Genomic DNA, 21,323 nt, shown 5'->3' on the forward strand with positions numbered 1-21,323 from the left:
AGGTTCGAAGATGCCTCACGTCCTGCCTGCCTTGCCCTACGCCTACGATGCCCTGGAACCGCACATCGATGCGCAGACCATGGAAATCCACCACAGCAAGCACCATCAGACCTACATCAACAACCTCAATGCTGCGCTGGAAGGCACCGAGTTTGCCGAAGTACCGGTGGAGCAGTTGCTGCAGAAGCTCGACAGCCTCCCCGCCGCCCTGCGTGGCCCGGTGATCAACAATGGCGGTGGCCACGCCAACCACTCGCTGTTCTGGACCGTGATGGCGCCGGACGGCGGCGGTCAGCCGCAGGAGGAACTGCGCCAGGCGATAGACGCCGAGCTGGGTGGCTACGACGCCTTCTGCCAGGCCTTCACCAAGGCCGCGCTGACCCGCTTCGGCAGCGGCTGGGCGTGGCTGAGTGTCGACCCGCAGGGCCGACTCGTCGTCGAGAGCAGCGGCAACCAGGACAGCCCGCTGATGCAGGGCAACCTGCCGATCCTCGGTCTCGACGTCTGGGAACACGCCTACTACCTGCGCTACCAGAACCGCCGGCCGGAATACATCGCGGCCTTCTACAACGTGGTCGCGTGGCCGGAAGTGCTGCGGCGCTACCGCGTGGCGCAGCAGGCGCGAGGCAAAGGATGAAACCCAGGACGGCAGCATGCGTCTGATCGTGCAGAGTCTGCGTGAAAGCGGAGGACGCAATTTGCGTTGGTTGCTGGGACTGACCATCGTCCTCGGCGGTGGTGTGCTCGCGTTCCAGCAACTCATGGAACTGGCGCGTCTGCAGCTGTCACCGCCGATGTACCTGGCCTTGCATGGCGGCATGTTGTGCGCGCTCGGGACCGCCGTGGGCGCGCTGCCGGTGCTGCTGGTGCGCAGTATGCCGGCGCGCATCGCTGATGCCCTGCTCGGCTTCGGCGCTGGCGTGATGCTGGCGGCTACCGCGTTCTCCCTGCTGCTGCCGGCGCTGGAGGCTGCCGAAGCGGCGGGCCGCCCGACCTGGCTGGCCTCGCTGCTGGTGAGTCTCGGCCTGGCCCTGGGCGCTTTCGGCCTCGCCGTGTTCGGCCGGGTGCTGGAAGAGGCCCAGGAGAATATCCAGGGTGTCGCCGAAGGCAAGGTGCCAGCGCGCATCCTGCTGTTCGTCGCGGCCATCGTCCTGCACAACATTCCCGAAGGCATGGCCGTGGGCGTTGCCGCCGGCGGCGAGGTGCAGGGAGCCAGCGGCCTGGCGCTGGGCATTGCGCTGCAGGACGTGCCCGAAGGGCTGGCGATTGCGCTGGTGCTGGCAGGGGCGGGTGTGTCGCGCGGCAAGGCGGCATTGGCCGGCGCGGCTTCCGGGCTGGTCGAACCGTTGTTCGCGGTGCTCTGCGCCTGGCTGATCGGCATCTCGCGGATGTTCCTGCCCTGGGGGCTGGCCGCGGCAGCGGGCGCGATGCTCTATGTGGTGGTGCGCGAGATCATTCCCGAATCGCAGCGACGCGGCCATGCGGCGCAGGCCACCCAGGGGCTGATCATCGGCTTCTGTCTGATGATGGTTCTGGATACGTCGCTGGGCTGATGGCCCGGCGCGTCACTCGCCTTCGTCGAAGTAGTTCTCGATCAATTCGACCAGCGCCTTGAGCGCCTCGTCTTCCTGCTCGCCTTCGGCTGCGAGGTGCAGATTGGTGCCCTTGCCCGCGGCGAGCATCATCACGGCCATGATGCTCTTGCCGTCCACCGTGCTCTCGGGGTTGCGACCCACGCGAACCTGGCAGGGGAAACGACCCGCGACGCCGACGAATTTGGCCGCCGCACGGGCGTGCAGACCAAGCTTGTTGATGATGGTGACTTCGAGGGCGGGCATCGCGAGGGGCTGTCCTTTTGTTGTGTGTCGCTGCTAGCTCAGGTCGCGGTGGCGAATCTGTACGTTGGTAAGACTTTCCTTGAGGGCCTGACCGATGCGCTCGGCAATATAGGTCGAGCGGTGCTGGCCACCGGTGCAGCCGATGGCGATGGTCACGTAGGCCCGGTTGCTCGCGGCGAAGCGCGGCAGCCATTTGTTCAGGTAGGCGAGGATGTCCTGGTACATCTCCTCGACGTCGGGTTGCGCCGCGAGGTATTCCTGGACCTCCGCTTCCAGCCCGGTGTGCTCGCGCAGCTCGGGCTTCCAGTAGGGGTTGGGCAGGCAGCGCACATCGAACACCAGGTCGGCGTCCACCGGCATGCCACGCTTGAAACCGAAGGACTCGACCAGGAACGCCGTGCCCAGTTCGGGCTTGTTCAGCAGGCGCAGCTTGAGCACGTCGCGCAGCTGGTAGAGGTTCAGGTTCGTGGTGTTGAGCTTGAGATCGGCGAGATCGGCGATCGGCGCCAGCAGATTCGTCTCGTCGGCGATGGCTTCGGCCAGCGAGCGGGTATCGGTGGTCAGCGGGTGCCGCCGGCGGGTCTCGGAGAAGCGCTTGAGCAGCGTTTCGTCATCGGCATCGAGGTACAGCACGTCGCACTGGATGTGCTTGTCGCGGGCTTCCTGCAGCAGCTCCGGGAAACGCTGCAGCTGGCTGGGCAGGTTGCGCGCATCGATGGACACCGCCACCTGCGGGTGCAGCAGCTCGGTGTGCAGCAGAGCGCGCTGGGCCAGGTCCGGGAGGAGGCTGGCCGGCAGGTTGTCGATGCAGTAGAAGCCGTTGTCCTCGAGCACGTTGAGCGCGGTGCTCTTGCCCGAGCCGGATCTCCCACTGATGATGATCAGGCGCATGTTCAGTGCCCGTTGTTCTGGAAGTCCACGACGATCCGGTACAGGTCCTCGCCGTTGGCGGCGTGACGCAGGCGGTCGCGGACGTCGGAGCGGTCGAGCATGGAGGCGATCTGCCGCAGCAGTTCCAGGTGTTCCTCGGTGGCGGCTTCCGGCACCAGCAGCACGAACACCAGATCGACCGGCGCGCCGTCGAGGGCGTCGAAGTCCACCGGGTGGTCCAGGTGCAGGATGGCGCTGATGGGTGACTGGCAGCCGGGCAGGCGGCAGTGCGGAATCGCGATACCGTTGCCGAAACCGGTGGAGCCCAGGCGTTCCCGGGCTACCAGGCTGTCGAAGATGTCTTGGGAATCGAAACCCGGCAGCTCGCGAGCCACCAGGTTGGCGATTTGTTCGAGGACGCGCTTCTTGCTGCCGCCCGGCACGTTCACGAGGGAACGGCCGGGGGTCAGGATTTGCTCAAGTCGGATCATAGAGAGGGGTTAACGAACACCGACACCTTGCTGGCGTTCGAGGTATTTTTCCTTGTGCTTGATCAGTTGGCGGTCGAGTTTGTCGGTGAGCAGGTCGATGGCCGCGTACATGTCTTCATGTTCGGCGCAGGCCACCACTTCGCCACCGGCGATGTGGAGGGTGGCTTCAATTTTCTGCTTCAGCTTTTCGACCTCCATGATGACCTGAACATTGGTGATCTTGTCGAAGTGGCGCTCCAGTCGGCCCAGTTTCTCGCCAACGTAGTCGCGCAGGGCGTCGGTCACATCCAGTTGATGTCCACTGATGTTGACTTGCATACCGCTTTCTCCTTGTTGCCGTGTGTAAGTGGCAGGTTATGTGGCCTGCCGCCGGAACACTTTGGCGTGGATCAACGTCATACCAGTCGCTTGCGCTCGCTGGAGGGAGAGATTCCTAGGGACTCCCGGTACTTGGCGACGGTGCGACGTGCCACTTGAATGCCCTGTGCCTCCAGTAAACCAGCGATCTTGCTGTCACTCAATGGCTTTTTCGGACTTTCCGCCGCGACCAGTTTCTTGATGATCGCGCGGATCGCGGTGGACGAGCATTCGCCGCCTTCGGAGGTGCTGACGTGGCTGGAGAAGAAGTACTTCAGCTCGAAGATGCCACGCGGCGTGTGCATGAACTTCTGCGTGGTGACCCGAGAGATGGTCGATTCGTGCATGCCTACCGCCTCGGCGATGTCATGCAGGACCAGCGGTTTCATCGCCTCCTCGCCGTATTCGAGGAAGCCGCGCTGGTGCTCGACGATCTGCGTTGCCACCTTCATCAGCGTTTCGTTGCGGCTCTGCAGGCTCTTGATGAACCAGCGTGCTTCCTGCAGCTGGTTGCGCATGAAGGTGTTGTCCGCGCTGGAGTCGGCACGGCGCACCAGGCCTGCGTACTGCGAGTTCACACGCAGGCGCGGCATCGCTTCCTGGTTGAGTTCCACCAGCCAGCGTTCGTTATGTTTCCGCACGATGACATCCGGTACCACGTATTCGGCTTCGCCGGACTCGATCTGCGAGCCGGGGCGCGGATGCAGCGATTGGATCAGCTCGATGGTCTCGCGCAGCTCGTCTTCCTTGAGCTTCATGCGGCGCATCAGCTGGGTGTAGTCGCGGCTGCCGAGCAGGTCCAGGTGGTCGTTGACCAGGCGGATGGCCTCGGCCAGCAGGTAGGTCTTGGCCGGCATCTGGCGCAGTTGCAGGAGCAGGCATTCGCGCAGGTTGCGCGCGCCGACGCCGGCGGGTTCGAGCTGCTGCACGCGGCGCAGGACGACTTCCACCTCATCCATCTCCACGCCGAGTTCGGGGTCGATGGAGGCGAGAATGTCGTCGAGGGATTCGTCGAGGTAACCGTCGTCGGTGATGCCGTCGATGATGCTCAGGGCGATGAGGCGGTCGGTATCGGACATCGGCAGGAGGTTGAGCTGCCACAGCAGATGGCTCTGCAGGCTTTCGCCGGCGGAGGTGCGGGAGGTGAAGTCCCACTCGTCGTCGTCGTTGCTCGGCAGGCTGCTGGCGCTGGTCTGGTAGATGTCTTCCCAGGCGGTGTCGACCGGTAGTTCGTTGGGGATGCGCTCGGCCCACTGGTCCTCGTCGAGGCTGTCGACGCTGGGCGTGGTGCTTTCCTGGAAGTTGTCCTGGGAGCTGCTGGTGCTGCCGTTGGCGCCGGATTCCGCGCCATCGGCCATGGGGTCGCTGTTGTCGAAGTCCTCGCCGTCTTCCTGGCGTTCCAGCATCGGGTTGGACTCCAGGGCTTCCTGGATTTCCTGCTGGAGGTCCAGTGTGGAGAGCTGGAGCAGTCGGATGGCCTGTTGCAGCTGCGGGGTCATCGTCAGCTGCTGGCCCATCTTGAGGACTAGCGATGGTTTCATGGCTGGAACTAGGCACCTTGTTCGCTGGCGTCAAACGCGCCATATCCACGACTACGGACACCGGGGTGCCGCGAGGAAGCAAATTATATGCCTGAGTTTGGACGCTTTGCCTAGGGCCTGTCGACCTTTCGTTACAACCCGGTTGCGCCAGGGTAGTTCAGGCAGGCGGATACGTCGCGGAGCGGCCGACGAGCCGCGCCACGCGTGGGGGAGAGGTGGTGCTGCCGCGCCCAGGCAGGGCGCGGCTCGGGCCGCTTAGAGGCGGAACTCGTGGCCCAGGTAGACTTCCTTCACCAGGTCGTTGGCGAGGATGCTCTCGGCGCTGCCTTCGGCGATCAGCTGACCGTCGTTGACGATGTACGCCGTTTCGCAGATATCCAGGGTCTCGCGGACGTTGTGGTCGGTGATCAGTACGCCGATGCCCTTGGCCTTGAGGTGGTGGATGATCTGCTTGATGTCGCCCACGGAGATCGGGTCGACGCCGGCGAAGGGTTCGTCGAGCAGGATGAACTTCGGCGAGCTGGCCAGGGCGCGGGCGATTTCCACGCGGCGGCGTTCACCACCGGACAGGCTCATGCCGAGGTTGTCGCGGATGTGGTGGATGTGGAATTCCTCGAGCAGGCTCTCCAGGGCTTCCTGGCGGCCGGCGCGATCCAGATCGCTGCGGGTTTCCAGGATGGCGCCGATGTTGTCCGCCACCGACAGCTTGCGGAAGATCGAGGCTTCCTGCGGCAGGTAGCCGATGCCGGCGCGGGCGCGGCCGTGCATGGGCAGGTGGGTGACGTCCTGCTCGTCGATACGCACGATGCCCTGATCGGCGCGCACCAGGCCGACGATCATGTAGAAGCAGGTGGTCTTGCCCGCTCCGTTGGGGCCGAGCAGGCCGACGATCTGCCCGCTCTCGATGCTCATGCTGACATCGCGGACGACTTGCCGGCTCTTGTAGCTCTTGGCGAGGTGCTGGGCGGTTAGGGTAGCCATTACTGCGCTTGATCCTGCTTTTTCTTCGGCTGGATGACCATGTCGATACGCGGGCGCGGGGTGGTCACCTGGGAGCCGGTGGCGCGGCCTGCGTTGACGATCTGGCGCTGGGTGTCATAGACGATCTTCTCGCCTTCGAAGGTGTTGCCTTCCTGGATCACCTTGGCCTGGTCGATCAGCACGACGCGGTTCTGGGTGACGAAGTACTGGATCGTCAGGCCATAGGCCTGGGTGATCTGCTTGTCCGGCGCCGGCTTCTGCTCGAAGTAGGCGGGCTTGCCGACCGAGGTAACTACCTCGATGTCGCCGTTCTTGTTCTGCTTGAGCGTGACGGTGTTGCCGGTCAGCTTCATGCTGCCCTGGGTCACTACCACGTCACCGCGATAGACGGCCACGCCCTGCTTGTCATCCAGTTCGGCGCTGTCGGCCTGGACGCGGATAGGCTGTTCCCGGTCGGTGGGAAGTGCCCAGGCGGCAGAGCTGCCGATGGCGGCAACGAGGCTGAAGAAAAAGGGGAGGGTGTTAACGAGCCTCATGCTGACCTCTTACGTTGGACAGCAGGAGCATCCGGCTGTCTTTCAGATACGCTTTCATGCCGACGGCCGTGGTCACACCGTTGGGTTCGGTGATCTTCACGGGTTGCTCTGTCTGCGCATAGTCCTTGTCTGGGAACACCGTCATGCGGGAAGTGTTGAGCAGGAGGGTGCGGTTCTGCGAATCGGTGCGGGCGACGCGCACGTCATCGATCAGTTCGWCTTCCTTGCCTTCCGGGGCCACTTCGGCGCGCACGCTCTGGACATGCCACGGCTGCGGCTCGTTCTCCCGGTGGAAGTAGAGATCGGGCGTGGTGACCAGGGTGATGTCGGTGGCTTTCAGGTGTTCGAGCTTGTCGGCGGTCATCTCGTAGGCGAGGGAGCCGTCGATGCGGTACTGGACGCTCTTGGCGTTCACTACATAGAAGTCGATTGCGTCGCTGGTCTGCGACTTCAGCTGGCGTTCGCTGAAGTCCAGGCGCACGTTCCAGTAATAGCCCAGGGCGATCAGCAGGATGGCGATCAGGGCGAGCAACAGCTTCTGGCGGAATGTCTTGGGCATGTTCGGCTCTAGAGGTACGCGCTCTGGGCGGCTTCGAGATTGCCCTGGGCGCGCAGGATCAGTTCGCAGAACTCGCGTGCGGCGCCTTCGCCGCCACGGGCCTGGGTTACACCGTCGGCATGCTGGCGCACGAAGGCGTCGGCACTGGCGACCGCCATGCCGAGGCCGGCGCGGCGAATGGCCGGCAGGTCGGGCAGGTCGTCGCCCAGGTACGCGACTTCTTCATAGCCTAGACCCAGTTCGGCGAGCAACTCGTCGAGCGCGACCAGCTTGTCCTCGCGGCCCTGGAACAGGTGGTTGATGCCCAGGTTCTGCGCGCGGCGCTCGACCACCGGGCTGGAGCGTCCGGTGATGATCGCGGTGCGCACGCCGGAGTTCATCAGCATCTTGATGCCCTGGCCGTCCAGGGTATTGAAGGTCTTGAACTCGCCGCCGTCGGGCAGGAAGTACAGCTTGCCGTCGGTGAGCACGCCATCGACGTCGAACACCGCCAGGCGTACTGCCTTCGCGCGTTGCAGCAGGTCTGCGGTCATTCAGATGACTCCCGCGCGGGTCAGGTCGTGGACGTGCAGCACGCCGACCGGGTGGTCGTTGTCGTCGACCACTACCAGCACGTTGATCTTGTGGTCGTCCATGATCTTCAGGGCTTCGGCGGCGAGCATGTCCGGGCGGGCGGTCTTGCCGCGCACGGTCATCACCTGGTCGATGGTCACCTGGCGCACGTCCAGGCCCTTGTCCAGGGTGCGGCGCAGGTCGCCGTCGGTGAAGACGCCGGCGAGGCGGCCGTCTTCGCCGAGGATGACGGTCATGCCCAGGCCCTTGCGGGTCATTTCCAGCAGCGCGCCACTGAGCGAAGTGCCAGGAGACACCTGCGGCAATGCTTCACCCACGTGCATGATGTTTTCCACTTTCAGCAACAATCTGCGACCCAGGGCGCCGCCCGGATGCGAGAAGGCGAAGTCTTCGGCGGTGAAGCCGCGGGCTTCCAGCAGGGCGATGGCGAGGGCGTCGCCGATCACCAGGGAAACCGTGGTGGAGGAGGTCGGTGCCAGGTTCAGCGAGCAGGCTTCATGCTCCACGCTGGCGTCCAGATTCACTGCGGCGGCCTTGGCCAGCGGCGACTCGGCGTTGCCGGTCATGCTGATCAGGGTGATGCCCAGGCGCTTGATCAGCGGCAGCAGGGTGATGATTTCCGCGGTGGAGCCGGAGTTGGAAAGGGCCAGGACCACGTCGTCCTTGGTGATCATGCCCATGTCGCCGTGGCTGGCCTCGGCCGGGTGCACGAAGAACGACGGGGTGCCGGTGCTGGCCAGGGTCGCGGCGATCTTGCGCGCGATGTGCCCGGACTTGCCCATGCCGACCACGACCACGCGGCCCTTGCAGTCGAGCAGCAGCTCGCAGGCGAGGGAGAAGTCGGCGCCGATGCGCGGCAGCAGGGCGTCCACCGAGTCGCGCTCGAGGCGGATGGTGCGCTGTGCCGACTGGATGAAATCGTGATTCTGGCTCATGTTCCAAGGGCGTGGGGCGAAATGAAGTGCGAGATTATAACGGGAAAGCGGGCAAGGCTTCACCACAGACATCTCATGTTGATCGCATTTTGCTGAACTGAGCCTTAACAGCGCCTTAGCAGCCCTTGGGGCGTGGCTTGGCGGGGTGTTATAGTTCGCGGCCGTTCGGCCTGTCGCGCCGCGTGTCTGCCGTGAGACAGGCGGAGCAAGGGACAGCGCCGTGATGAAAGGAGTTCTATGAGCACCAATGACCAATATGCGGTCGAGCTGAAGGGCCTGAGCTTCAAGCGCGGCACGCGTACGATTTTCGACAACGTGGACATCCGCATTCCACGCGGCAAGGTCACCGGGATCATGGGACCGTCGGGCTGTGGCAAGACCACCCTGTTGCGACTGATCGCCGCCCAGCTGCGCCCGGCGAAGGGTGAAGTGTGGGTCAACGGCCAGAACCTGCCGACCCTGGGCCGTGCCGACCTGTTCGACATGCGCAAGCAATTCGGCGTGCTGTTCCAGAGCGGCGCGCTGTTCACCGACCTGAACGTCTACGAGAACGTCGCCTTCCCGTTGCGCGTGCACACCGAGCTGCCCGACGAGATGATTCGCGACATCGTCCTGATGAAGCTGCAGGCCGTGGGCCTGCGCGGGGCGGTGGAGCTGATGCCGGACGAACTGTCCGGCGGCATGAAGCGTCGTGTCGCACTGGCCCGGGCCATTGCGCTGGACCCGCAGATCCTGATGTACGACGAGCCTTTCGTGGGCCAGGACCCGATCGCCATGGGCGTACTGGTGCGCCTGATCCGCCTGCTCAACGATGCCCTGGGCATCACCAGCATCGTGGTCTCCCACGACCTGGCGGAAACCGCGAGCATCGCCGACTACATCTATATCGTCGGTGACGGTCGCGTGCTCGGCCATGGGACGCCGGAACACCTGCAGGGCCTCGACGATCCGCGCGTGCGCCAGTTCATGAAGGGCATCCCGGACGGCCCGGTGCCGTTCCACTATCCTGCCCGCGACTACCGCGCCGATCTGCTGGGAGAACGCTGATGCGCAAGACTTCACCGCTCGAGCGAGTTCGACTGCTCGGGCGATCGGGCCTCGACGTACTCGAAGCGCTCGGCCGTTCGACCCTGTTCCTGCTCGGCGCCATCTTCGGCCGCGGCGTGCACAGCGGTGCCTTCCAGTTGCTGGTCAAGCAGCTCTATGCCGTGGGCGTGCTGTCCCTGGCGATCATCGTCGTCTCCGGTCTGTTCATCGGCATGGTGCTGGCCCTGCAGGGCTACAACATCCTCGCCAGCTACGGTTCCGAGCAGGCGGTCGGGCAGATGGTGGCGCTGACGCTGCTGCGTGAACTGGGGCCGGTGGTGACCGGTCTGTTGTTTGCAGGACGTGCCGGTTCCGCGCTGACCGCGGAAATCGGCAACATGAAGTCCACCGAACAACTGTCGAGCCTGGAGATGATCGGCGTCGATCCGCTCAAGTACATCATTGCCCCGCGCCTGTGGGCCGGCTTCATCTCGATGCCGCTGCTGGCAGCTATCTTCAGTGTTGTCGGCATCTGGGGCGGCGCGCTGGTGGCGGTGGACTGGCTGGGCGTCTATGACGGCTCTTACTGGTCGAACATGCAGAACAGCGTGCAGTTCACCAAGGACATTCTCAATGGCGTGATCAAGAGCGTGGTGTTCGCCTTCGTCGTGACCTGGATCGCCGTATTCCAGGGCTATGACTGCGAACCCACCTCCGAAGGCATCAGCCGCGCCACCACCCGTACTGTTGTGTATGCCTCCCTGGCCGTGCTGGGGCTGGACTTCATCCTGACCGCTTTGATGTTTGGAGACTTCTGATGCAAACCCGCACCCTGGAAATCGGTGTAGGCCTGTTCATTCTGGCCGGTCTGCTGGCCCTGCTGCTGCTGGCCCTGCGTGTCAGTGGACTGACCGTGGGCGGCTCCGGTGACACCTACAAGCTGTACGCTTATTTCGACAACATCGCCGGCGTCACAGTGCGCGGCAAGGTCACCATGGCCGGTGTCACAATCGGTAAAGTGACTGCGGTCGACCTGGATCACGACAGCTATCGCGGCCGTGTGACCATGGAGATCAATCGTCAGGTCAACAACCTGCCGGACGATTCCACCGCCTCCATCCTCACCGCCGGCCTGCTGGGCGAGAAGTACATCGGCATCAGCGTCGGCGGCGACGAAGAGCTTCTGAAGGAAGGCGATACCATCAAGGACACCCAGTCGGCACTCGTGCTGGAAGACCTGATCGGCAAATTCCTGCTGAATTCGGTCAACAAAGACGACTCGAAGAAATGAGGACTCACTCCATGTTGAAAACCTTGCGCCGTGGCTTCCTGGTCCTGCTCGCGATCCTGCCGCTGTTCGCGCAGGCCGACCAGACCGCCCAGCAGGTCGTGCAGCAGACCGTCGACGGCCTGCTGTCGGACCTGAAGACCAACAAGGCCAGCTACAAGACCAATCCCCAGGCGCTCTACGACACCCTGAACCGTATCCTCGGCCCGGTGGTGGATTCCGAAGGCATCGCCAAGGGCGTGATGACCGTCAAGTACTCGCGCCAGGCTTCGCCGGAGCAGATCAAGCGCTTCGAGGAAACCTTCAAGAACAGCCTGTTCCAGTTCTACGGCAACGCGCTGCTGGAGTACGACAACCAGGACATCCGCGTGCTGAATACCGGCAAGCAGGAGCAGGATCGCGCTTCGGTGAACATGGAAGTGGTTGGCAGCAACGGCGCGGTCTACCCGGTGCAGTACACCATGGTCAACCAGGGCGGCAACTGGCGCCTGCGTAACGTGATCATCAACGGCATCAACATCGGCAAGCTGTTCCGCGACCAGTTCGCCGACTCCATGCAGAAGAACCGCAATGACCTGGAAGCCACCATCGCCGGTTGGGGCCAGGTAGTCGCCAAGGCCAAGGACGCTGCCAAGGGCCAGCCGGAAGGCGGCGCAGAATGAGTCAGGGCAGTATCACGGAGCGTGCCGCGGGTGAGCTGGCGCTGGCCGGCGTGCTGGATTACAGCACCGGCCCGGCGCTGCGCGAGCAGGGCGGCCGCCTGATCGCCGCCAGTCAGGCCAGCGCGCTGCGCCTGGACTGCTCGGCGGTGGAGCACTCCAGCAGCGTCGGATTGTCGCTGCTGCTGTCGTTCACCCGTGATGCGCGCAAAGCCGGGAAATCGCTGCAGATCGCCGGCATGTCCAAGGAAATGCAGGAGATCGCCAAGGTTGGCGGCCTTCTGGAGATTCTGCCGTTACAGCATTGATACACTGAAAAGGCCCTCCGTCCGCGACTTCCCCTCCCGGGGTTCGCAGGCGGGGGGCTTTTTTGTATCATTGCCGACCCGCGCGCGTAGGGCGCCGAACGAGGTTGAGCATGCAGGCCGTAGAAGTCAAAAACTTCCTGGAATCGAAACTGCCAGGTACCCAGATTGAAGTGGAAGGCGAAGGCTGCAATTTCCAGCTGAACCTGATCAGCGACGAACTGGCGGGCCTGAGCCCGGTCAAGCGCCAGCAACAGATCTATGCCCACCTGAACGACTGGATCGCCTCGGGCGCCATCCACGCCGTCACCATGAAATTCTTCAGCCGCGCCGCCTGGGCCGAGCGTTCCTGAGCCCACGGGGAATATTGCAATGGATAAACTGATCATTACCGGCGGCACTCGTCTCGATGGCGAGATCCGCATCTCCGGCGCGAAGAACTCCGCGCTGCCGATCCTGGCCGCTACCCTGCTGGCGGACACCCCGGTGACCGTCTGCAACCTGCCGCACCTGCACGACATCACCACCATGATCGAGCTGTTCGGTCGCATGGGCGTGCAGCCGATCATCGACGAGAAACTCAACGTCGAAGTCGATGCCAGCACCATCAAGACCCTGGTGGCGCCGTACGAGCTGGTGAAGACCATGCGCGCGTCGATCCTGGTGCTCGGCCCGATGGTCGCCCGCTTCGGTGAAGCCGAAGTCGCGCTGCCCGGCGGCTGCGCCATTGGTTCGCGTCCGGTGGACCTGCACATCCGTGGCCTGGAAGCCATGGGTGCGGATATCTCCGTCGAAGGCGGCTACATCAAGGCCAAGGCTCCGGCCGGCGGCCTGAAAGGCGCGCACTTCTTCTTCGATACCGTGTCGGTGACCGGTACCGAGAACATCATGATGGCTGCCGCCCTCGCCAATGGCCGCTCCGTGCTGGAAAACGCCGCGCGCGAGCCGGAGGTCGTCGACCTGGCCAACTTCATCAACGCCATGGGCGGTGATGTGCAGGGTGCTGGCACCGACACCATCGTGATCAACGGTGTGAAGAGCCTGGGTGGCGGCGCCAAGTACAGCGTCATGCCCGACCGCATCGAGACCGGCACCTACCTGGCCGCCGCTGCCGCCACCGGTGGCCGCGTCAAGCTCAAGGACACCGATCCGACCATCCTCGAGGCCGTACTGGCCAAGCTGGTCGAAGCGGGTGCGCACATCACCACCGGCAGCAACTGGATCGAGCTGGACATGAAGGGCAACCGGCCGAAGGCGGTGAACATCCGCACCGCGCCGTACCCGGCATTCCCCACCGACATGCAGGCGCAGTTCATCTCCATGAACGCCATTGCCGAAGGCACCGGCGCGGTCATCGAGACCGTGTTCGAGAACCGCTTCATGCACGTCTATGAAATGAACCGCATGGGCGCGCAGATCCTGGTCGAAGGCAATACCGCCATCGTCACCGGCGTCGAGCAGCTCAAGGGCGCACCGGTCATGGCGACCGACCTGCGCGCTTCCGCCAGCCTGGTGATCGCTGCCCTGGTGGCCGAAGGCGACACCATGATCGACCGCATCTACCACATCGACCGTGGCTACGAGTGCATCGAAGAGAAACTGCAACTGCTCGGCGCCAAGATCCGCCGCGTACCGGGCTAAGGCAGAACCAGACGATGCTGACGATTGCCCTGTCCAAGGGCCGTATCCTCGACGACACCCTGCCGCTGCTCGCAGCGGCAGGCATCGTGCCGACCGAGAATCCGGACAAGAGCCGCAAGCTGATCATCCCCACCACCCTCGATGACGTGCGCCTGCTGATCGTGCGCGCCACCGACGTGCCGACCTATGTCGAGCACGGCGCCGCCGACCTCGGCGTCGCGGGCAAGGACGTGCTCATGGAGTACGGTGGCCAGGGCCTTTACGAGCCGCTGGACCTGAAGATCGCCAACTGCAAGCTGATGACCGCCGGTGCGGTCGGCGCGCCGGAGCCCAAGGGCCGCCTGCGCGTGGCCACCAAGTTCGTCAATGTCGCCAAGCGCTACTACGCCGAACAGGGTCGCCAGGTCGATGTGATCAAGCTGTACGGCTCCATGGAGCTGGCACCGCTGGTCGGCCTCGCCGACAAGATCATCGACGTGGTCGATACCGGCAACACCCTGCGCGCGAACGGCCTGGAGCCCCAGGAACTGATCGCGCACATCAGCTCGCGCCTGGTGGTGAACAAGGCCTCGATGAAGATGCAGCACGCGCGCATCCAGGCCCTGATCGACACCCTGCGCGAAGCGGTGGAGTCTCGACACCGGGCGTAATTTCCAGCGCGGCTTCCCCGCCGCGCCCGCCTATCCGTGTCATAGCCAAATTTTCTCGGGTGCCCGCACGGAAGGCTTGATAGTCTTGCGGCGCCCGAGATCATGCCAATTAAAGAGGCCAGCTATGACCGCACCCTTCGCTATCCGTCGACTCAACGCCGCCGATCCGGACTTCGCGCGTCATCTGGACCATCTGCTCTCCTGGGAAAGCGTCTCCGACGAGTCGGTGAACCAGCGCGTGCTGGACATCATTGCCGACGTGCGCAAGCGCGGCGACGCCGCTGTGGTCGAGTTCACCCAGCGCTTCGACGGTGTCGACGCCAAGTCCATGGCCGACCTGATCCTGCCGCGCGAGCGCCTGGAACTGGCCCTGACCCGCATCACCCCGGCCCAGCGCGAAGCTCTGGAGACCGCCGCCGAGCGTGTGCGCAGCTACCACGAGAAGCAGAAGCAGGACTCCTGGCGCTACACCGAGGCCGACGGCACCGTGCTCGGCCAGCAAGTTACCCCGCTGGACCGCGCCGGCCTCTACGTGCCTGGCGGCAAGGCGTCCTATCCGTCGTCCGTGCTGATGAACGCCATTCCGGCCAAGGTTGCCGGTGTTAACGAAGTGGTGATGGTCGTTCCGACCCCGCGTGGCGAGATCAACGAGATCGTCCTCGCGGCCGCCTGCATCGCCGGCGTCGACCGCGTCTTCACCATCGGCGGCGCCCAGGCCGTGGCCGCACTGGCCTACGGCACCGAGAGCGTGCCGCAGGTGGACAAGATCGTCGGCCCGGGCAACATCTACGTCGCCACCGCCAAGCGCCATGTGTTTGGCCAGGTCGGCATCGACATGATTGCCGGTCCGTCCGAGATTCTCGTGGTCTGCGACGGCGGCACCGATCCGGACTGGATCGCCATGGACCTGTTCTCCCAGGCCGAGCACGACGAGGACGCCCAGTCGATCCTGGTCAGCCCGGACGCCGCCTTCCTCGACAAGGTCGCCGCCAGCATCGAGAAGCTGCTGCCGACCATGGAGCGCGCCGAGATCATCCGCACTTCGCTGACCAACCGTGGCGCACTGATCCTCGTCGCCGACCAGGAACAGGCCTGCCAGGTCGCCAACCGCATCGCCCCGGAGCACCTGGAGCTGTCGGTGGAAAACCCGGAAAGCTGGCTGCCGAAGATCCGCCACGCCGGCGCCATCTTCATGGGCCGCTACACCGCCGAGGCGCTGGGCGACTACTGCGCCGGGCCGAACCACGTGCTGCCGACTTCCGGCACCGCGCGCTTCTCTTCGCCGCTGGGTGTGTACGACTTCCAGAAGCGCTCCTCGATCATCTTCTGTTCCGCGCCGGGCGCTTCCGAGCTGGGCAAGACCGCTTCGATCCTGGCCCGTGGCGAGTCGCTGACCGCCCACGCGCGCAGCGCCGAGTTCCGCATCCTTGACGGCAAGAGTGAGTAACCCATGAGCAAATTCTGGAGTCCCTTCGTCAAGGAACTGGTGCCCTACGTTCCGGGCGAGCAGCCGAAGCTGGCCAAGCTGGTCAAGCTCAACACCAACGAGAACCCCTACGGCCCGTCGCCGAAGGTGGTCGCCGCGATCCAGGCCGAGCTGAACGACACGCTGCGCCTGTACCCGGACCCGAATGCCGACCGCCTGAAGCAGACCATCGCCGAGTACCACGGCGTGAAGACTTCCCAGGTGTTCGTCGGCAATGGTTCGGACGAGGTCCTGGCGCACGCCTTCCACGCGCTGTTCCAGCACGGCAAGCCGCTGCTGTTCCCCGACGTGACCTACAGCTTCTACCCGGTCTACTGCGGCCTCTACGGCATCGACTTCGAAGCGCTGCCGCTGGACGAGCAGTTCCAGATCCGCGTCGAGGATTACGCGCGCCCGAACGGCGGCATCATCTTCCCCAACCCCAACGCGCCTACCGGTTGCCTGCTGCCGCTGGCGGCCATCGAGCGCCTGCTCGAAGCCAGCCCGGACAGCGTGGTGCTGGTGGATGAGGCCTATGTCGACTTCGGTGGCGAGACCGCGATCTCCCTGGTCAACCGCTACCCGAACCTGCTGGTGGCGCAGACCCTGTCCAAGTCGCGTTCGCTCGCGGGCCTGCGGGTCGGCTTCGCAGTTGGCCACGAGGACCTGATCGAAGCGCTGGAGCGGGTGAAGAACAGCTTCAACTCCTACCCGCTGGACCGCCTGGCCCTGGCCGGCGCGGTGGCGTCCTTCGAGGACCAGGCCTACTTCGAGCAGACCTGCAACGCGGTTATCCACAGCCGCGAGAAGCTGGTGGCCGAACTGAACACCCTGGGCTTCGACGTTCTGCCGTCGGCGGCGAACTTCATCTTCGCCCGCCACCCGCAGCGCGATGGCGCCGAACTGGCGGCGGCCCTGCGCGAGGAGGGCGTGATCGTGCGCCACTTCAAGCAGCAGCGGATCAACCAGTTCCTGCGTATCAGCATCGGCACCGAGGAGCAGAACCAGGCTCTGATCGATGCCCTGCGCCTGAAGCTGTAAGGCTATCGCTGGAAAAGAAAACGGCGCCCTCGGGCGCCGTTTTTTGTGGCTCTGGAAAAGTGGGTCGTATCAGTTGGCGTTGGGTGCGGGCGGCGGACGCAGGCCGACTTCGGCGTTGAGCGTCACCGGCTTGCCGTTGCGCAGCACTTCGATGTTGATCTTCTCGCCCGGCTTGGTCCGCGCCACCTGGTTCATCGAGCGGCGACCGTCGCTGGCGGCTTCGCCATCGATGTTCAGGATGATGTCGCCCGGCAGCAGGCCGGCCTTGGCGGCGGGGCCGTCGCGGTAGACGCCGGCGACGACGATGCCGGCCTTGCCCTTGAGGTCGAAGGACTCGGCCAGTTCCGGGGTCAGCGGCTGCACTTCGACGCCGAGCCAGCCGCGGATCACCTGGCCGTGCTCGATGATCGACTGCATGACCTCCAGGGCCAGCTTGGTCGGGATGGCGAAGCCGATGCCCTGGGAGCCGCCGGACTTGGAGAAGATCGCGGTGTTGATGCCGATCAGGTTGCCGTTGGCGTCCACCAGCGCGCCGCCGGAGTTGCCCGGGTTGATCGCCGCGTCGGTCTGGATGAAGTCTTCATAGGTGTTCAGGCCCAGCTGATTGCGGCCGGTGGCGCTGATGATGCCCATGGTCACGGTCTGGCCGACACCGAACGGGTTGCCGATGGCCAGGCAGACGTCGCCGGTGCGGATGCCGTCGGAGCGACCGAGCATGATCGAGGGCAGGTCCTTGAGGTCGATCTTCAGCACCGCGAGGTCGGTCTCGGGGTCACTGCCCACCAGGCGGGCGATGGTCTCGCGGCCATCGCGCAGGGCCACGACAATCTGGTCGGCGCCGGAGGTCACGTGGTTGTTGGTCAGCAGGTAGCCTTCGGGGCTCATGATCACCGCCGAACCCAGGCTCGATTCCATGCGCTTCTGCTGCGGCAGGTTATCGCCGAAGAAGCGCCGGAACAGCGGGTCGTCGAGCATCGAGTTGTTCGGCTTGCTGACCATCTTGGTGGTGTACAGGTTGGCCACGGCCGGCGAGGAGCGGGTCACGGCGTCCGCGTAGCTGACCGGGCCCTGCTGGATGCGGCTGAGCAGCGGGGCTTGTTGCAGGTGCACTTCCTGCTGCGGAAGGCCGACCCATTGCGGGTTATGCTGGATGATCAGCAGCGCCAGAAGCACACCAACCAGCACGGGCCAGCCGAGGAAACGCAGGGCCTTCAGCATCGAAGAAAATCCTTGGGGTTGCTTGGCCGGGGGATGGCCGATAGGGTGGCGGCCATTATACGGGCGGCGAGCCAAGAAAATAGACGCTCGCAGCCGTTGTTGGAGGAATTTCGATGGCAATCGCACTGAGCACGCTGGTCGAGGAAGCGGACCGTTTCCTCGAGGCGGCGAAGATCCAGGATTACTGCCCCAACGGCCTGCAGGTCGAGGGTCGCCCGCAGGTGCGTCGCATCGTTTCCGGCGTTACTGCCAGCCAGGCGCTACTGGATGCCGCCGTCGAAGCCGACGCCGATGTGGTGCTGGTGCACCACGGCTACTTCTGGAAGGGCGAGGACGCCCGCGTGGTTGGCATGAAGCAGCGCCGGCTGAAGACCCTGCTGAACCACGACATCAGCCTGCTGGCCTATCACCTGCCGCTGGACCTGCATGGCGAAGTGGGCAACAACGTGCAGCTGGGCCGTCAACTCGGCTTCGACATCGAAGGGCCGTTGGAGCCGGGCAATCCGCGTTCCATCGTGCTGGTCGGCTCGCTCGCCGAGCCCATGCTGCCGAGCGACCTGGCCATCCATGTGCGCGATGTGCTGGGCCGTGAGCCGCTGCTGGTCGATGGCGGGCAACCAATCCGCCGCATCGCCTGGTGCACCGGCGGCGCCCAGGGCTACATCGACCAGGCGATTGCCGCGGGCGTCGATGCTTACCTGACCGGCGAAGTCTCCGAGCAGACCGTGCACAGCGCGCGGGAAAACGGCATCAGCTTCATCGCTGCCGGCCACCACGCCACCGAGCGCTACGGCGTGCAGGCGCTGGGGGATTACCTGGCCAAGCGCTTCGCCATCGAGCACCTGTTCATCGATTGTCCGAACCCGGCCTGACGCAGCAGGCTTTTTGTAGGAGCGAGCTTGCTCGCGAACAGCCCTGGCACAGAGCAACGATTCGCGGCAATGAAAAAGGCCGGCTCAATGAGCCGGCCTTTTTCTTGTCTGCCTCAGCGGTTGCCGTGACGCTGGCGGTCCACTGCCTTGCCCAGCTCCCACACCGCCATGGCGTAGTGCGTGCTGTGGTTGTAGCGGGTGATCACGTAGAAGTTCGGCAGGCCGTACCAGTACTGGTAGGTGTTACCCATGTCCAGGCGCAGCAGGCTGGCGCTCTGGTGGTTGCCCAGCGAACCCTGCGGGCGCAGGCCGGCGTTGGCCAGCACGCCGATCGGGTACTGGGTCTTGAAGCCGTCCTCCAGCGAGCGCGCCTGGCCAATCGCCGGGATCGCCACCGCATCGCCGGTGACCCAGCCGTGCTGCTTGAAGTAGTTGGCCACGCTGCCGATGGCATCGCGCGGGTTCCACAGGTCGCGGTGGCCGTCGCCGTCGAAGTCCACCGCGTATTTTGTGAAGGAGGAGGGCATGAACTGCCCGTAGCCCATGGCGCCGGCGTAGGAGCCGCGCATCTCCAGCGGATTGTCGCCTTCCTTGCGCGCCTGCAGGAGGAACTGCTCCAGCTCACCACTGAAGAACTCGGCGCGGCGCGGATAGGAGAACGACAGGGTGGCCAGCGCGTCGATGATTCGCGTCTTGCCCATCACGCGGCCCCAGCGGGTTTCCACGCCGATGATGCCGACGATGATTTCCGCAGGGACGCCATAGGTGCGGGAGGCGCGCTGCAGGTCGGCTTCGTACTGGTTCCAGAACTGCACGCCCTTCTGCACGTTGTCCGGGGTGATGAACTTCTTCCGGTAGCGCAGCCAGGCGCCGTTGGGGCCGCTGGGCGGGGTGTAGGTGGGCGCCTGGCGGTCCATCAGGCGGATCACCCAGTCCAGTTCCTGGGTCTGGGCGAACAGGTCGTGCAGGTCCTGCCGGTTGAAGCCGTGCTTGCTGACCATCATGTCGATGAAGCGATTGGCGTTGGCATTGTTGGCGTAATCGCCGCGTAGCGGGGTGATCGGCTGCACCGAGCCGAACGCCGGGTGGGCGCTGGGGCTGATCAGGGTCGGTGTCTTCGGCTTCTGCGCCGGTTGCGGAGCGGGAGTCGGTTTGCTGCTGCACGCGGACACGAAGAGGAGCAGGGGCAGGACGAAAGCGATGCGGCGCATGGGGAATCTTCTGGGACAGGAAAACGTGCCCGCTATGCTAGCGCAGTGCCGCGCAGGCACAAGCCGGGAGCGTACGGCACAAGCCTGACTCTGTTGCAGGAAAAGTCCCTGGCTGGATTCAGCCGGCGGACTTCAGGCGTTTCTCCCCGCGACGTCGCCGGTAAGCAGAGAGTGCCGTTCTGCCTGGCTTTGAGCCCAGGAATGGCATGAGCGCGTATGGCTATATCAGTATATTTTTTCGGTATAACCCGCCCGCCGGTTAGAGCCTTGCGCTGTGATAGAGTGCGCCCTCGTCTACGGCCCGCCGGCCGTCCATAAGCAATTCCGTGAGTAGCCATGGTCGACAAACTGACGCATCTGAAACAGCTGGAGGCCGAGAGCATCCACATCATCCGCGAGGTCGCCGCCGAGTTCGACAACCCGGTGATGCTGTACTCGATCGGCAAGGACAGCGCGGTGATGCTTCACCTTGCGCGCAAGGCCTTCTTCCCCGGCAAGCTGCCGTTCCCGGTGATGCATGTCGACACCCGCTGGAAATTCCAGGAGATGTACAAGTTCCGCACCAAGATGGTCGAGGAACTGGGCCTGGACCTGATTACCCACATCAACCCCGATGGCGTGGCTCAGGACATCAACCCCTTCACCCACGGCAGTGCCAAGCACACCGACATCATGAAGACCGAGGGCCTCAAGCAGGCGCTCGACAAGTACGGCTTCGACGCCGCCTTCGGTGGTGCCCGCCGCGACGAGGAGAAGTCCCGCGCCAAGGAGCGGGTGTACTCGTTCCGCGACAGCAAGCACCGCTGGGACCCGAAGAACCAGCGCCCGGAGCTGTGGAACGTCTACAACGGCAAGGTGAAGAAGGGCGAGTCGATCCGCGTCTTCCCGCTGTCGAACTGGACCGAGCTGGACATCTGGCAATACATCTATCTGGAACAGATCCCGATCGTGCCGCTGTACTTCGCTGAAGAACGCGAAGTCATCGAGATGAATGGCTCGCTGATCATGATCGACGACGAGCGCATCCTCGAGCACCTCACGCCCGAGCAGAAGGCCAGCATCCAGAAGAAGATGGTGCGTTTCCGCACCCTGGGCTGCTACCCGCTGACCGGCGCGGTGGAGTCCACCGCTACTTCGCTGCCGGAAATCATCCAGGAAATGCTGCTGACGCGGACTTCCGAACGCCAGGGCCGGGTCATCGACCACGACGCCGCGGGTTCGATGGAAGAAAAGAAACGTCAGGGCTACTTCTAAGGTTCTCGCACC

At 64.3% G+C, this 21,323-nt stretch carries 26 protein-coding genes; 14 read left to right on the plus strand and 12 right to left on the minus strand.

The window, feature by feature from the left end; translation table 11 throughout:
- The first annotated feature begins 10 nt into the window (after positions 1-10).
- Positions 11-637, plus strand: a complete 627-nt coding sequence (locus tag QO207_RS14930) for a superoxide dismutase (protein WP_301533161.1) — start codon at positions 11-13, stop codon at positions 635-637.
- A 16-nt stretch (positions 638-653) separates the two neighbouring features.
- A complete protein-coding gene (locus QO207_RS14935) occupies positions 654-1,553 on the plus strand; it encodes a ZIP family metal transporter (RefSeq protein WP_301533162.1) in 900 nt (299 codons plus the stop codon).
- A gap of 12 nt (positions 1,554-1,565) precedes the next feature.
- Here the strand turns inward: QO207_RS14935 and QO207_RS14940 are convergent, their stop codons facing one another.
- From QO207_RS14940 to QO207_RS14985, 10 genes are all read right to left on the minus strand, one after another.
- A complete protein-coding gene (locus QO207_RS14940; protein WP_301533163.1) occupies positions 1,566-1,838 on the minus strand; it encodes an HPr family phosphocarrier protein in 273 nt (90 codons plus the stop codon).
- A 33-nt stretch (positions 1,839-1,871) separates the two neighbouring features.
- A complete protein-coding gene (rapZ, locus tag QO207_RS14945) occupies positions 1,872-2,729 on the minus strand; it encodes an RNase adapter RapZ (RefSeq protein WP_301533164.1) in 858 nt (285 codons plus the stop codon).
- Between the two features lie 2 nt (positions 2,730-2,731).
- Complete coding sequence (gene ptsN, locus QO207_RS14950) at positions 2,732-3,199, minus strand: PTS IIA-like nitrogen regulatory protein PtsN (RefSeq protein ID WP_037009823.1); 468 nt, start codon at positions 3,197-3,199, stop codon at positions 2,732-2,734.
- Between the two features lie 9 nt (positions 3,200-3,208).
- A complete protein-coding gene (gene raiA / locus QO207_RS14955; protein WP_017518151.1) occupies positions 3,209-3,517 on the minus strand; it encodes a ribosome-associated translation inhibitor RaiA in 309 nt (102 codons plus the stop codon).
- A gap of 77 nt (positions 3,518-3,594) precedes the next feature.
- Entirely contained in the window at positions 3,595-5,097 is a 1,503-nt protein-coding gene (locus QO207_RS14960; protein WP_301533165.1) for an RNA polymerase factor sigma-54, read from the minus strand.
- Between the two features lie 255 nt (positions 5,098-5,352).
- Positions 5,353-6,078, minus strand: coding sequence for an LPS export ABC transporter ATP-binding protein (gene lptB / locus QO207_RS14965; RefSeq protein WP_184588999.1), 726 nt, complete (start codon positions 6,076-6,078; stop codon positions 5,353-5,355).
- Positions 6,078-6,614: a lipopolysaccharide transport periplasmic protein LptA gene (lptA, locus tag QO207_RS14970; protein WP_301533166.1), complete on the minus strand. Its 537-nt coding sequence runs from the start codon at positions 6,612-6,614 to the stop codon at positions 6,078-6,080. The genes lptB and lptA overlap by 1 nt, the downstream gene beginning before the upstream one ends.
- Positions 6,601-7,173, minus strand: coding sequence for an LPS export ABC transporter periplasmic protein LptC (gene lptC / locus QO207_RS14975; RefSeq protein WP_301533167.1), 573 nt, complete (start codon positions 7,171-7,173; stop codon positions 6,601-6,603). The genes lptA and lptC overlap by 14 nt, the downstream gene beginning before the upstream one ends.
- 8 nt (positions 7,174-7,181) lie before the next feature.
- Positions 7,182-7,706 (minus strand): HAD family hydrolase, encoded by a 525-nt coding sequence (locus QO207_RS14980; RefSeq protein ID WP_301533168.1) that lies wholly within the window; start codon positions 7,704-7,706, stop codon positions 7,182-7,184.
- Complete coding sequence (locus tag QO207_RS14985) at positions 7,707-8,681, minus strand: KpsF/GutQ family sugar-phosphate isomerase (RefSeq protein WP_301533169.1); 975 nt, start codon at positions 8,679-8,681, stop codon at positions 7,707-7,709. It abuts the gene before it with no gap.
- 237 nt (positions 8,682-8,918) lie between these two features.
- Here QO207_RS14985 and QO207_RS14990 point away from each other — a divergent pair, with 237 nt between their 5' ends.
- From QO207_RS14990 to hisC, 10 genes are all read left to right on the plus strand, one after another.
- A complete protein-coding gene (locus QO207_RS14990) occupies positions 8,919-9,728 on the plus strand; it encodes an ATP-binding cassette domain-containing protein (protein WP_301533170.1) in 810 nt (269 codons plus the stop codon).
- On the plus strand, positions 9,728-10,525 hold the full coding sequence (gene mlaE, locus QO207_RS14995) for a lipid asymmetry maintenance ABC transporter permease subunit MlaE (protein WP_301533171.1): 798 nt from the start codon (positions 9,728-9,730) through the stop codon (positions 10,523-10,525). The genes QO207_RS14990 and mlaE overlap by 1 nt, the downstream gene beginning before the upstream one ends.
- A complete protein-coding gene (gene mlaD, locus QO207_RS15000) occupies positions 10,525-10,998 on the plus strand; it encodes an outer membrane lipid asymmetry maintenance protein MlaD (protein WP_301533172.1) in 474 nt (157 codons plus the stop codon). Before mlaE ends, mlaD begins: the two co-directional genes overlap by 1 nt.
- Positions 10,999-11,009: 11 nt before the next feature.
- Positions 11,010-11,657 carry an ABC transporter substrate-binding protein gene (locus QO207_RS15005; RefSeq protein ID WP_301533173.1) on the plus strand — a complete coding sequence of 216 codons (648 nt, stop codon included), beginning with the start codon at positions 11,010-11,012 and terminating at the stop codon, positions 11,655-11,657.
- A complete protein-coding gene (locus QO207_RS15010; RefSeq protein ID WP_301533174.1) occupies positions 11,654-11,962 on the plus strand; it encodes a lipid asymmetry maintenance protein MlaB in 309 nt (102 codons plus the stop codon). Before QO207_RS15005 ends, QO207_RS15010 begins: the two co-directional genes overlap by 4 nt.
- 110 nt (positions 11,963-12,072) lie before the next feature.
- Positions 12,073-12,312 carry a BolA family protein gene (locus QO207_RS15015; RefSeq protein ID WP_301533175.1) on the plus strand — a complete coding sequence of 80 codons (240 nt, stop codon included), beginning with the start codon at positions 12,073-12,075 and terminating at the stop codon, positions 12,310-12,312.
- Positions 12,313-12,331: 19 nt separating this feature from the next.
- Complete coding sequence (gene murA, locus QO207_RS15020) at positions 12,332-13,600, plus strand: UDP-N-acetylglucosamine 1-carboxyvinyltransferase (RefSeq protein WP_301533176.1); 1,269 nt, start codon at positions 12,332-12,334, stop codon at positions 13,598-13,600.
- A 14-nt stretch (positions 13,601-13,614) separates the two neighbouring features.
- On the plus strand, positions 13,615-14,250 hold the full coding sequence (gene hisG / locus QO207_RS15025) for an ATP phosphoribosyltransferase (protein ID WP_017518137.1): 636 nt from the start codon (positions 13,615-13,617) through the stop codon (positions 14,248-14,250).
- 124 nt (positions 14,251-14,374) lie between these two features.
- Complete coding sequence (gene hisD / locus QO207_RS15030) at positions 14,375-15,697, plus strand: histidinol dehydrogenase (protein ID WP_301533177.1); 1,323 nt, start codon at positions 14,375-14,377, stop codon at positions 15,695-15,697.
- 3 nt (positions 15,698-15,700) lie between these two features.
- Positions 15,701-16,756: a histidinol-phosphate transaminase gene (gene hisC, locus QO207_RS15035; RefSeq protein WP_301533178.1), complete on the plus strand. Its 1,056-nt coding sequence runs from the start codon at positions 15,701-15,703 to the stop codon at positions 16,754-16,756.
- Positions 16,757-16,825: 69 nt separating this feature from the next.
- Here hisC and algW read toward each other — a convergent pair whose 3' ends face one another.
- Complete coding sequence (gene algW, locus QO207_RS15040; protein WP_301533179.1) at positions 16,826-17,974, minus strand: Do family serine endopeptidase AlgW; 1,149 nt, start codon at positions 17,972-17,974, stop codon at positions 16,826-16,828.
- Between the two features lie 113 nt (positions 17,975-18,087).
- Between algW and QO207_RS15045 the strand changes: the two genes are divergently transcribed.
- The gene (locus tag QO207_RS15045) at positions 18,088-18,846 is read left to right on the plus strand and encodes a Nif3-like dinuclear metal center hexameric protein (RefSeq protein ID WP_301533180.1); all 759 of its coding nucleotides are present in this window, start codon (positions 18,088-18,090) and stop codon (positions 18,844-18,846) included.
- 113 nt (positions 18,847-18,959) lie between these two features.
- Here QO207_RS15045 and mltB read toward each other — a convergent pair whose 3' ends face one another.
- Positions 18,960-20,057, minus strand: coding sequence for a lytic murein transglycosylase B (mltB, locus tag QO207_RS15050; RefSeq protein WP_301533181.1), 1,098 nt, complete (start codon positions 20,055-20,057; stop codon positions 18,960-18,962).
- Between the two features lie 336 nt (positions 20,058-20,393).
- Between mltB and cysD the strand changes: the two genes are divergently transcribed.
- A complete protein-coding gene (gene cysD, locus QO207_RS15055) occupies positions 20,394-21,311 on the plus strand; it encodes a sulfate adenylyltransferase subunit CysD (RefSeq protein ID WP_301533182.1) in 918 nt (305 codons plus the stop codon).
- Positions 21,312-21,323 lie beyond the last annotated feature (12 nt).

Origin of the sequence: Pseudomonas sp. CAN1 (assembly GCF_030462585.1) — a bacterium.
Classification (GTDB): Bacteria; Pseudomonadota; Gammaproteobacteria; order Pseudomonadales; family Pseudomonadaceae; genus Pseudomonas.

What these genes read in the sequence shown, in the direction of transcription:
- murA (WP_301533176.1), top strand. Translation starts at nt 12,332, where the DNA reads ATGGATAAACTGATCATTACCGGCGGCACTCGTCTCGATGGCGAGATC.
- hisD (WP_301533177.1), top strand. Translation starts at nt 14,375, where the DNA reads ATGACCGCACCCTTCGCTATCCGTCGACTCAACGCCGCCGATCCGGAC.
- QO207_RS15015 (WP_301533175.1), top strand. Translation starts at nt 12,073, where the DNA reads ATGCAGGCCGTAGAAGTCAAAAACTTCCTGGAATCGAAACTGCCAGGT.
- QO207_RS14990 (WP_301533170.1), top strand. Translation starts at nt 8,919, where the DNA reads ATGAGCACCAATGACCAATATGCGGTCGAGCTGAAGGGCCTGAGCTTC.
- QO207_RS14980 (WP_301533168.1), bottom strand. Translation starts at nt 7,706, where the DNA reads ATGACCGCAGACCTGCTGCAACGCGCGAAGGCAGTACGCCTGGCGGTG.
- hisG (WP_017518137.1), top strand. Translation starts at nt 13,615, where the DNA reads ATGCTGACGATTGCCCTGTCCAAGGGCCGTATCCTCGACGACACCCTG.
- algW (WP_301533179.1), bottom strand. Translation starts at nt 17,974, where the DNA reads ATGCTGAAGGCCCTGCGTTTCCTCGGCTGGCCCGTGCTGGTTGGTGTG.
- QO207_RS14930 (WP_301533161.1), top strand. Translation starts at nt 11, where the DNA reads ATGCCTCACGTCCTGCCTGCCTTGCCCTACGCCTACGATGCCCTGGAA.
- raiA (WP_017518151.1), bottom strand. Translation starts at nt 3,517, where the DNA reads ATGCAAGTCAACATCAGTGGACATCAACTGGATGTGACCGACGCCCTG.
- rapZ (WP_301533164.1), bottom strand. Translation starts at nt 2,729, where the DNA reads ATGCGCCTGATCATCATCAGTGGGAGATCCGGCTCGGGCAAGAGCACC.
- QO207_RS14935 (WP_301533162.1), top strand. Translation starts at nt 654, where the DNA reads ATGCGTCTGATCGTGCAGAGTCTGCGTGAAAGCGGAGGACGCAATTTG.
- QO207_RS15010 (WP_301533174.1), top strand. Translation starts at nt 11,654, where the DNA reads ATGAGTCAGGGCAGTATCACGGAGCGTGCCGCGGGTGAGCTGGCGCTG.
- mltB (WP_301533181.1), bottom strand. Translation starts at nt 20,057, where the DNA reads ATGCGCCGCATCGCTTTCGTCCTGCCCCTGCTCCTCTTCGTGTCCGCG.
- ptsN (WP_037009823.1), bottom strand. Translation starts at nt 3,199, where the DNA reads ATGATCCGACTTGAGCAAATCCTGACCCCCGGCCGTTCCCTCGTGAAC.
- lptA (WP_301533166.1), bottom strand. Translation starts at nt 6,614, where the DNA reads ATGAGGCTCGTTAACACCCTCCCCTTTTTCTTCAGCCTCGTTGCCGCC.
- mlaD (WP_301533172.1), top strand. Translation starts at nt 10,525, where the DNA reads ATGCAAACCCGCACCCTGGAAATCGGTGTAGGCCTGTTCATTCTGGCC.
- cysD (WP_301533182.1), top strand. Translation starts at nt 20,394, where the DNA reads ATGGTCGACAAACTGACGCATCTGAAACAGCTGGAGGCCGAGAGCATC.
- QO207_RS14960 (WP_301533165.1), bottom strand. Translation starts at nt 5,097, where the DNA reads ATGAAACCATCGCTAGTCCTCAAGATGGGCCAGCAGCTGACGATGACC.
- lptB (WP_184588999.1), bottom strand. Translation starts at nt 6,078, where the DNA reads ATGGCTACCCTAACCGCCCAGCACCTCGCCAAGAGCTACAAGAGCCGG.
- QO207_RS14985 (WP_301533169.1), bottom strand. Translation starts at nt 8,681, where the DNA reads ATGAGCCAGAATCACGATTTCATCCAGTCGGCACAGCGCACCATCCGC.
- hisC (WP_301533178.1), top strand. Translation starts at nt 15,701, where the DNA reads ATGAGCAAATTCTGGAGTCCCTTCGTCAAGGAACTGGTGCCCTACGTT.
- QO207_RS15045 (WP_301533180.1), top strand. Translation starts at nt 18,088, where the DNA reads ATGGCAATCGCACTGAGCACGCTGGTCGAGGAAGCGGACCGTTTCCTC.
- mlaE (WP_301533171.1), top strand. Translation starts at nt 9,728, where the DNA reads ATGCGCAAGACTTCACCGCTCGAGCGAGTTCGACTGCTCGGGCGATCG.
- QO207_RS14940 (WP_301533163.1), bottom strand. Translation starts at nt 1,838, where the DNA reads ATGCCCGCCCTCGAAGTCACCATCATCAACAAGCTTGGTCTGCACGCC.
- QO207_RS15005 (WP_301533173.1), top strand. Translation starts at nt 11,010, where the DNA reads ATGTTGAAAACCTTGCGCCGTGGCTTCCTGGTCCTGCTCGCGATCCTG.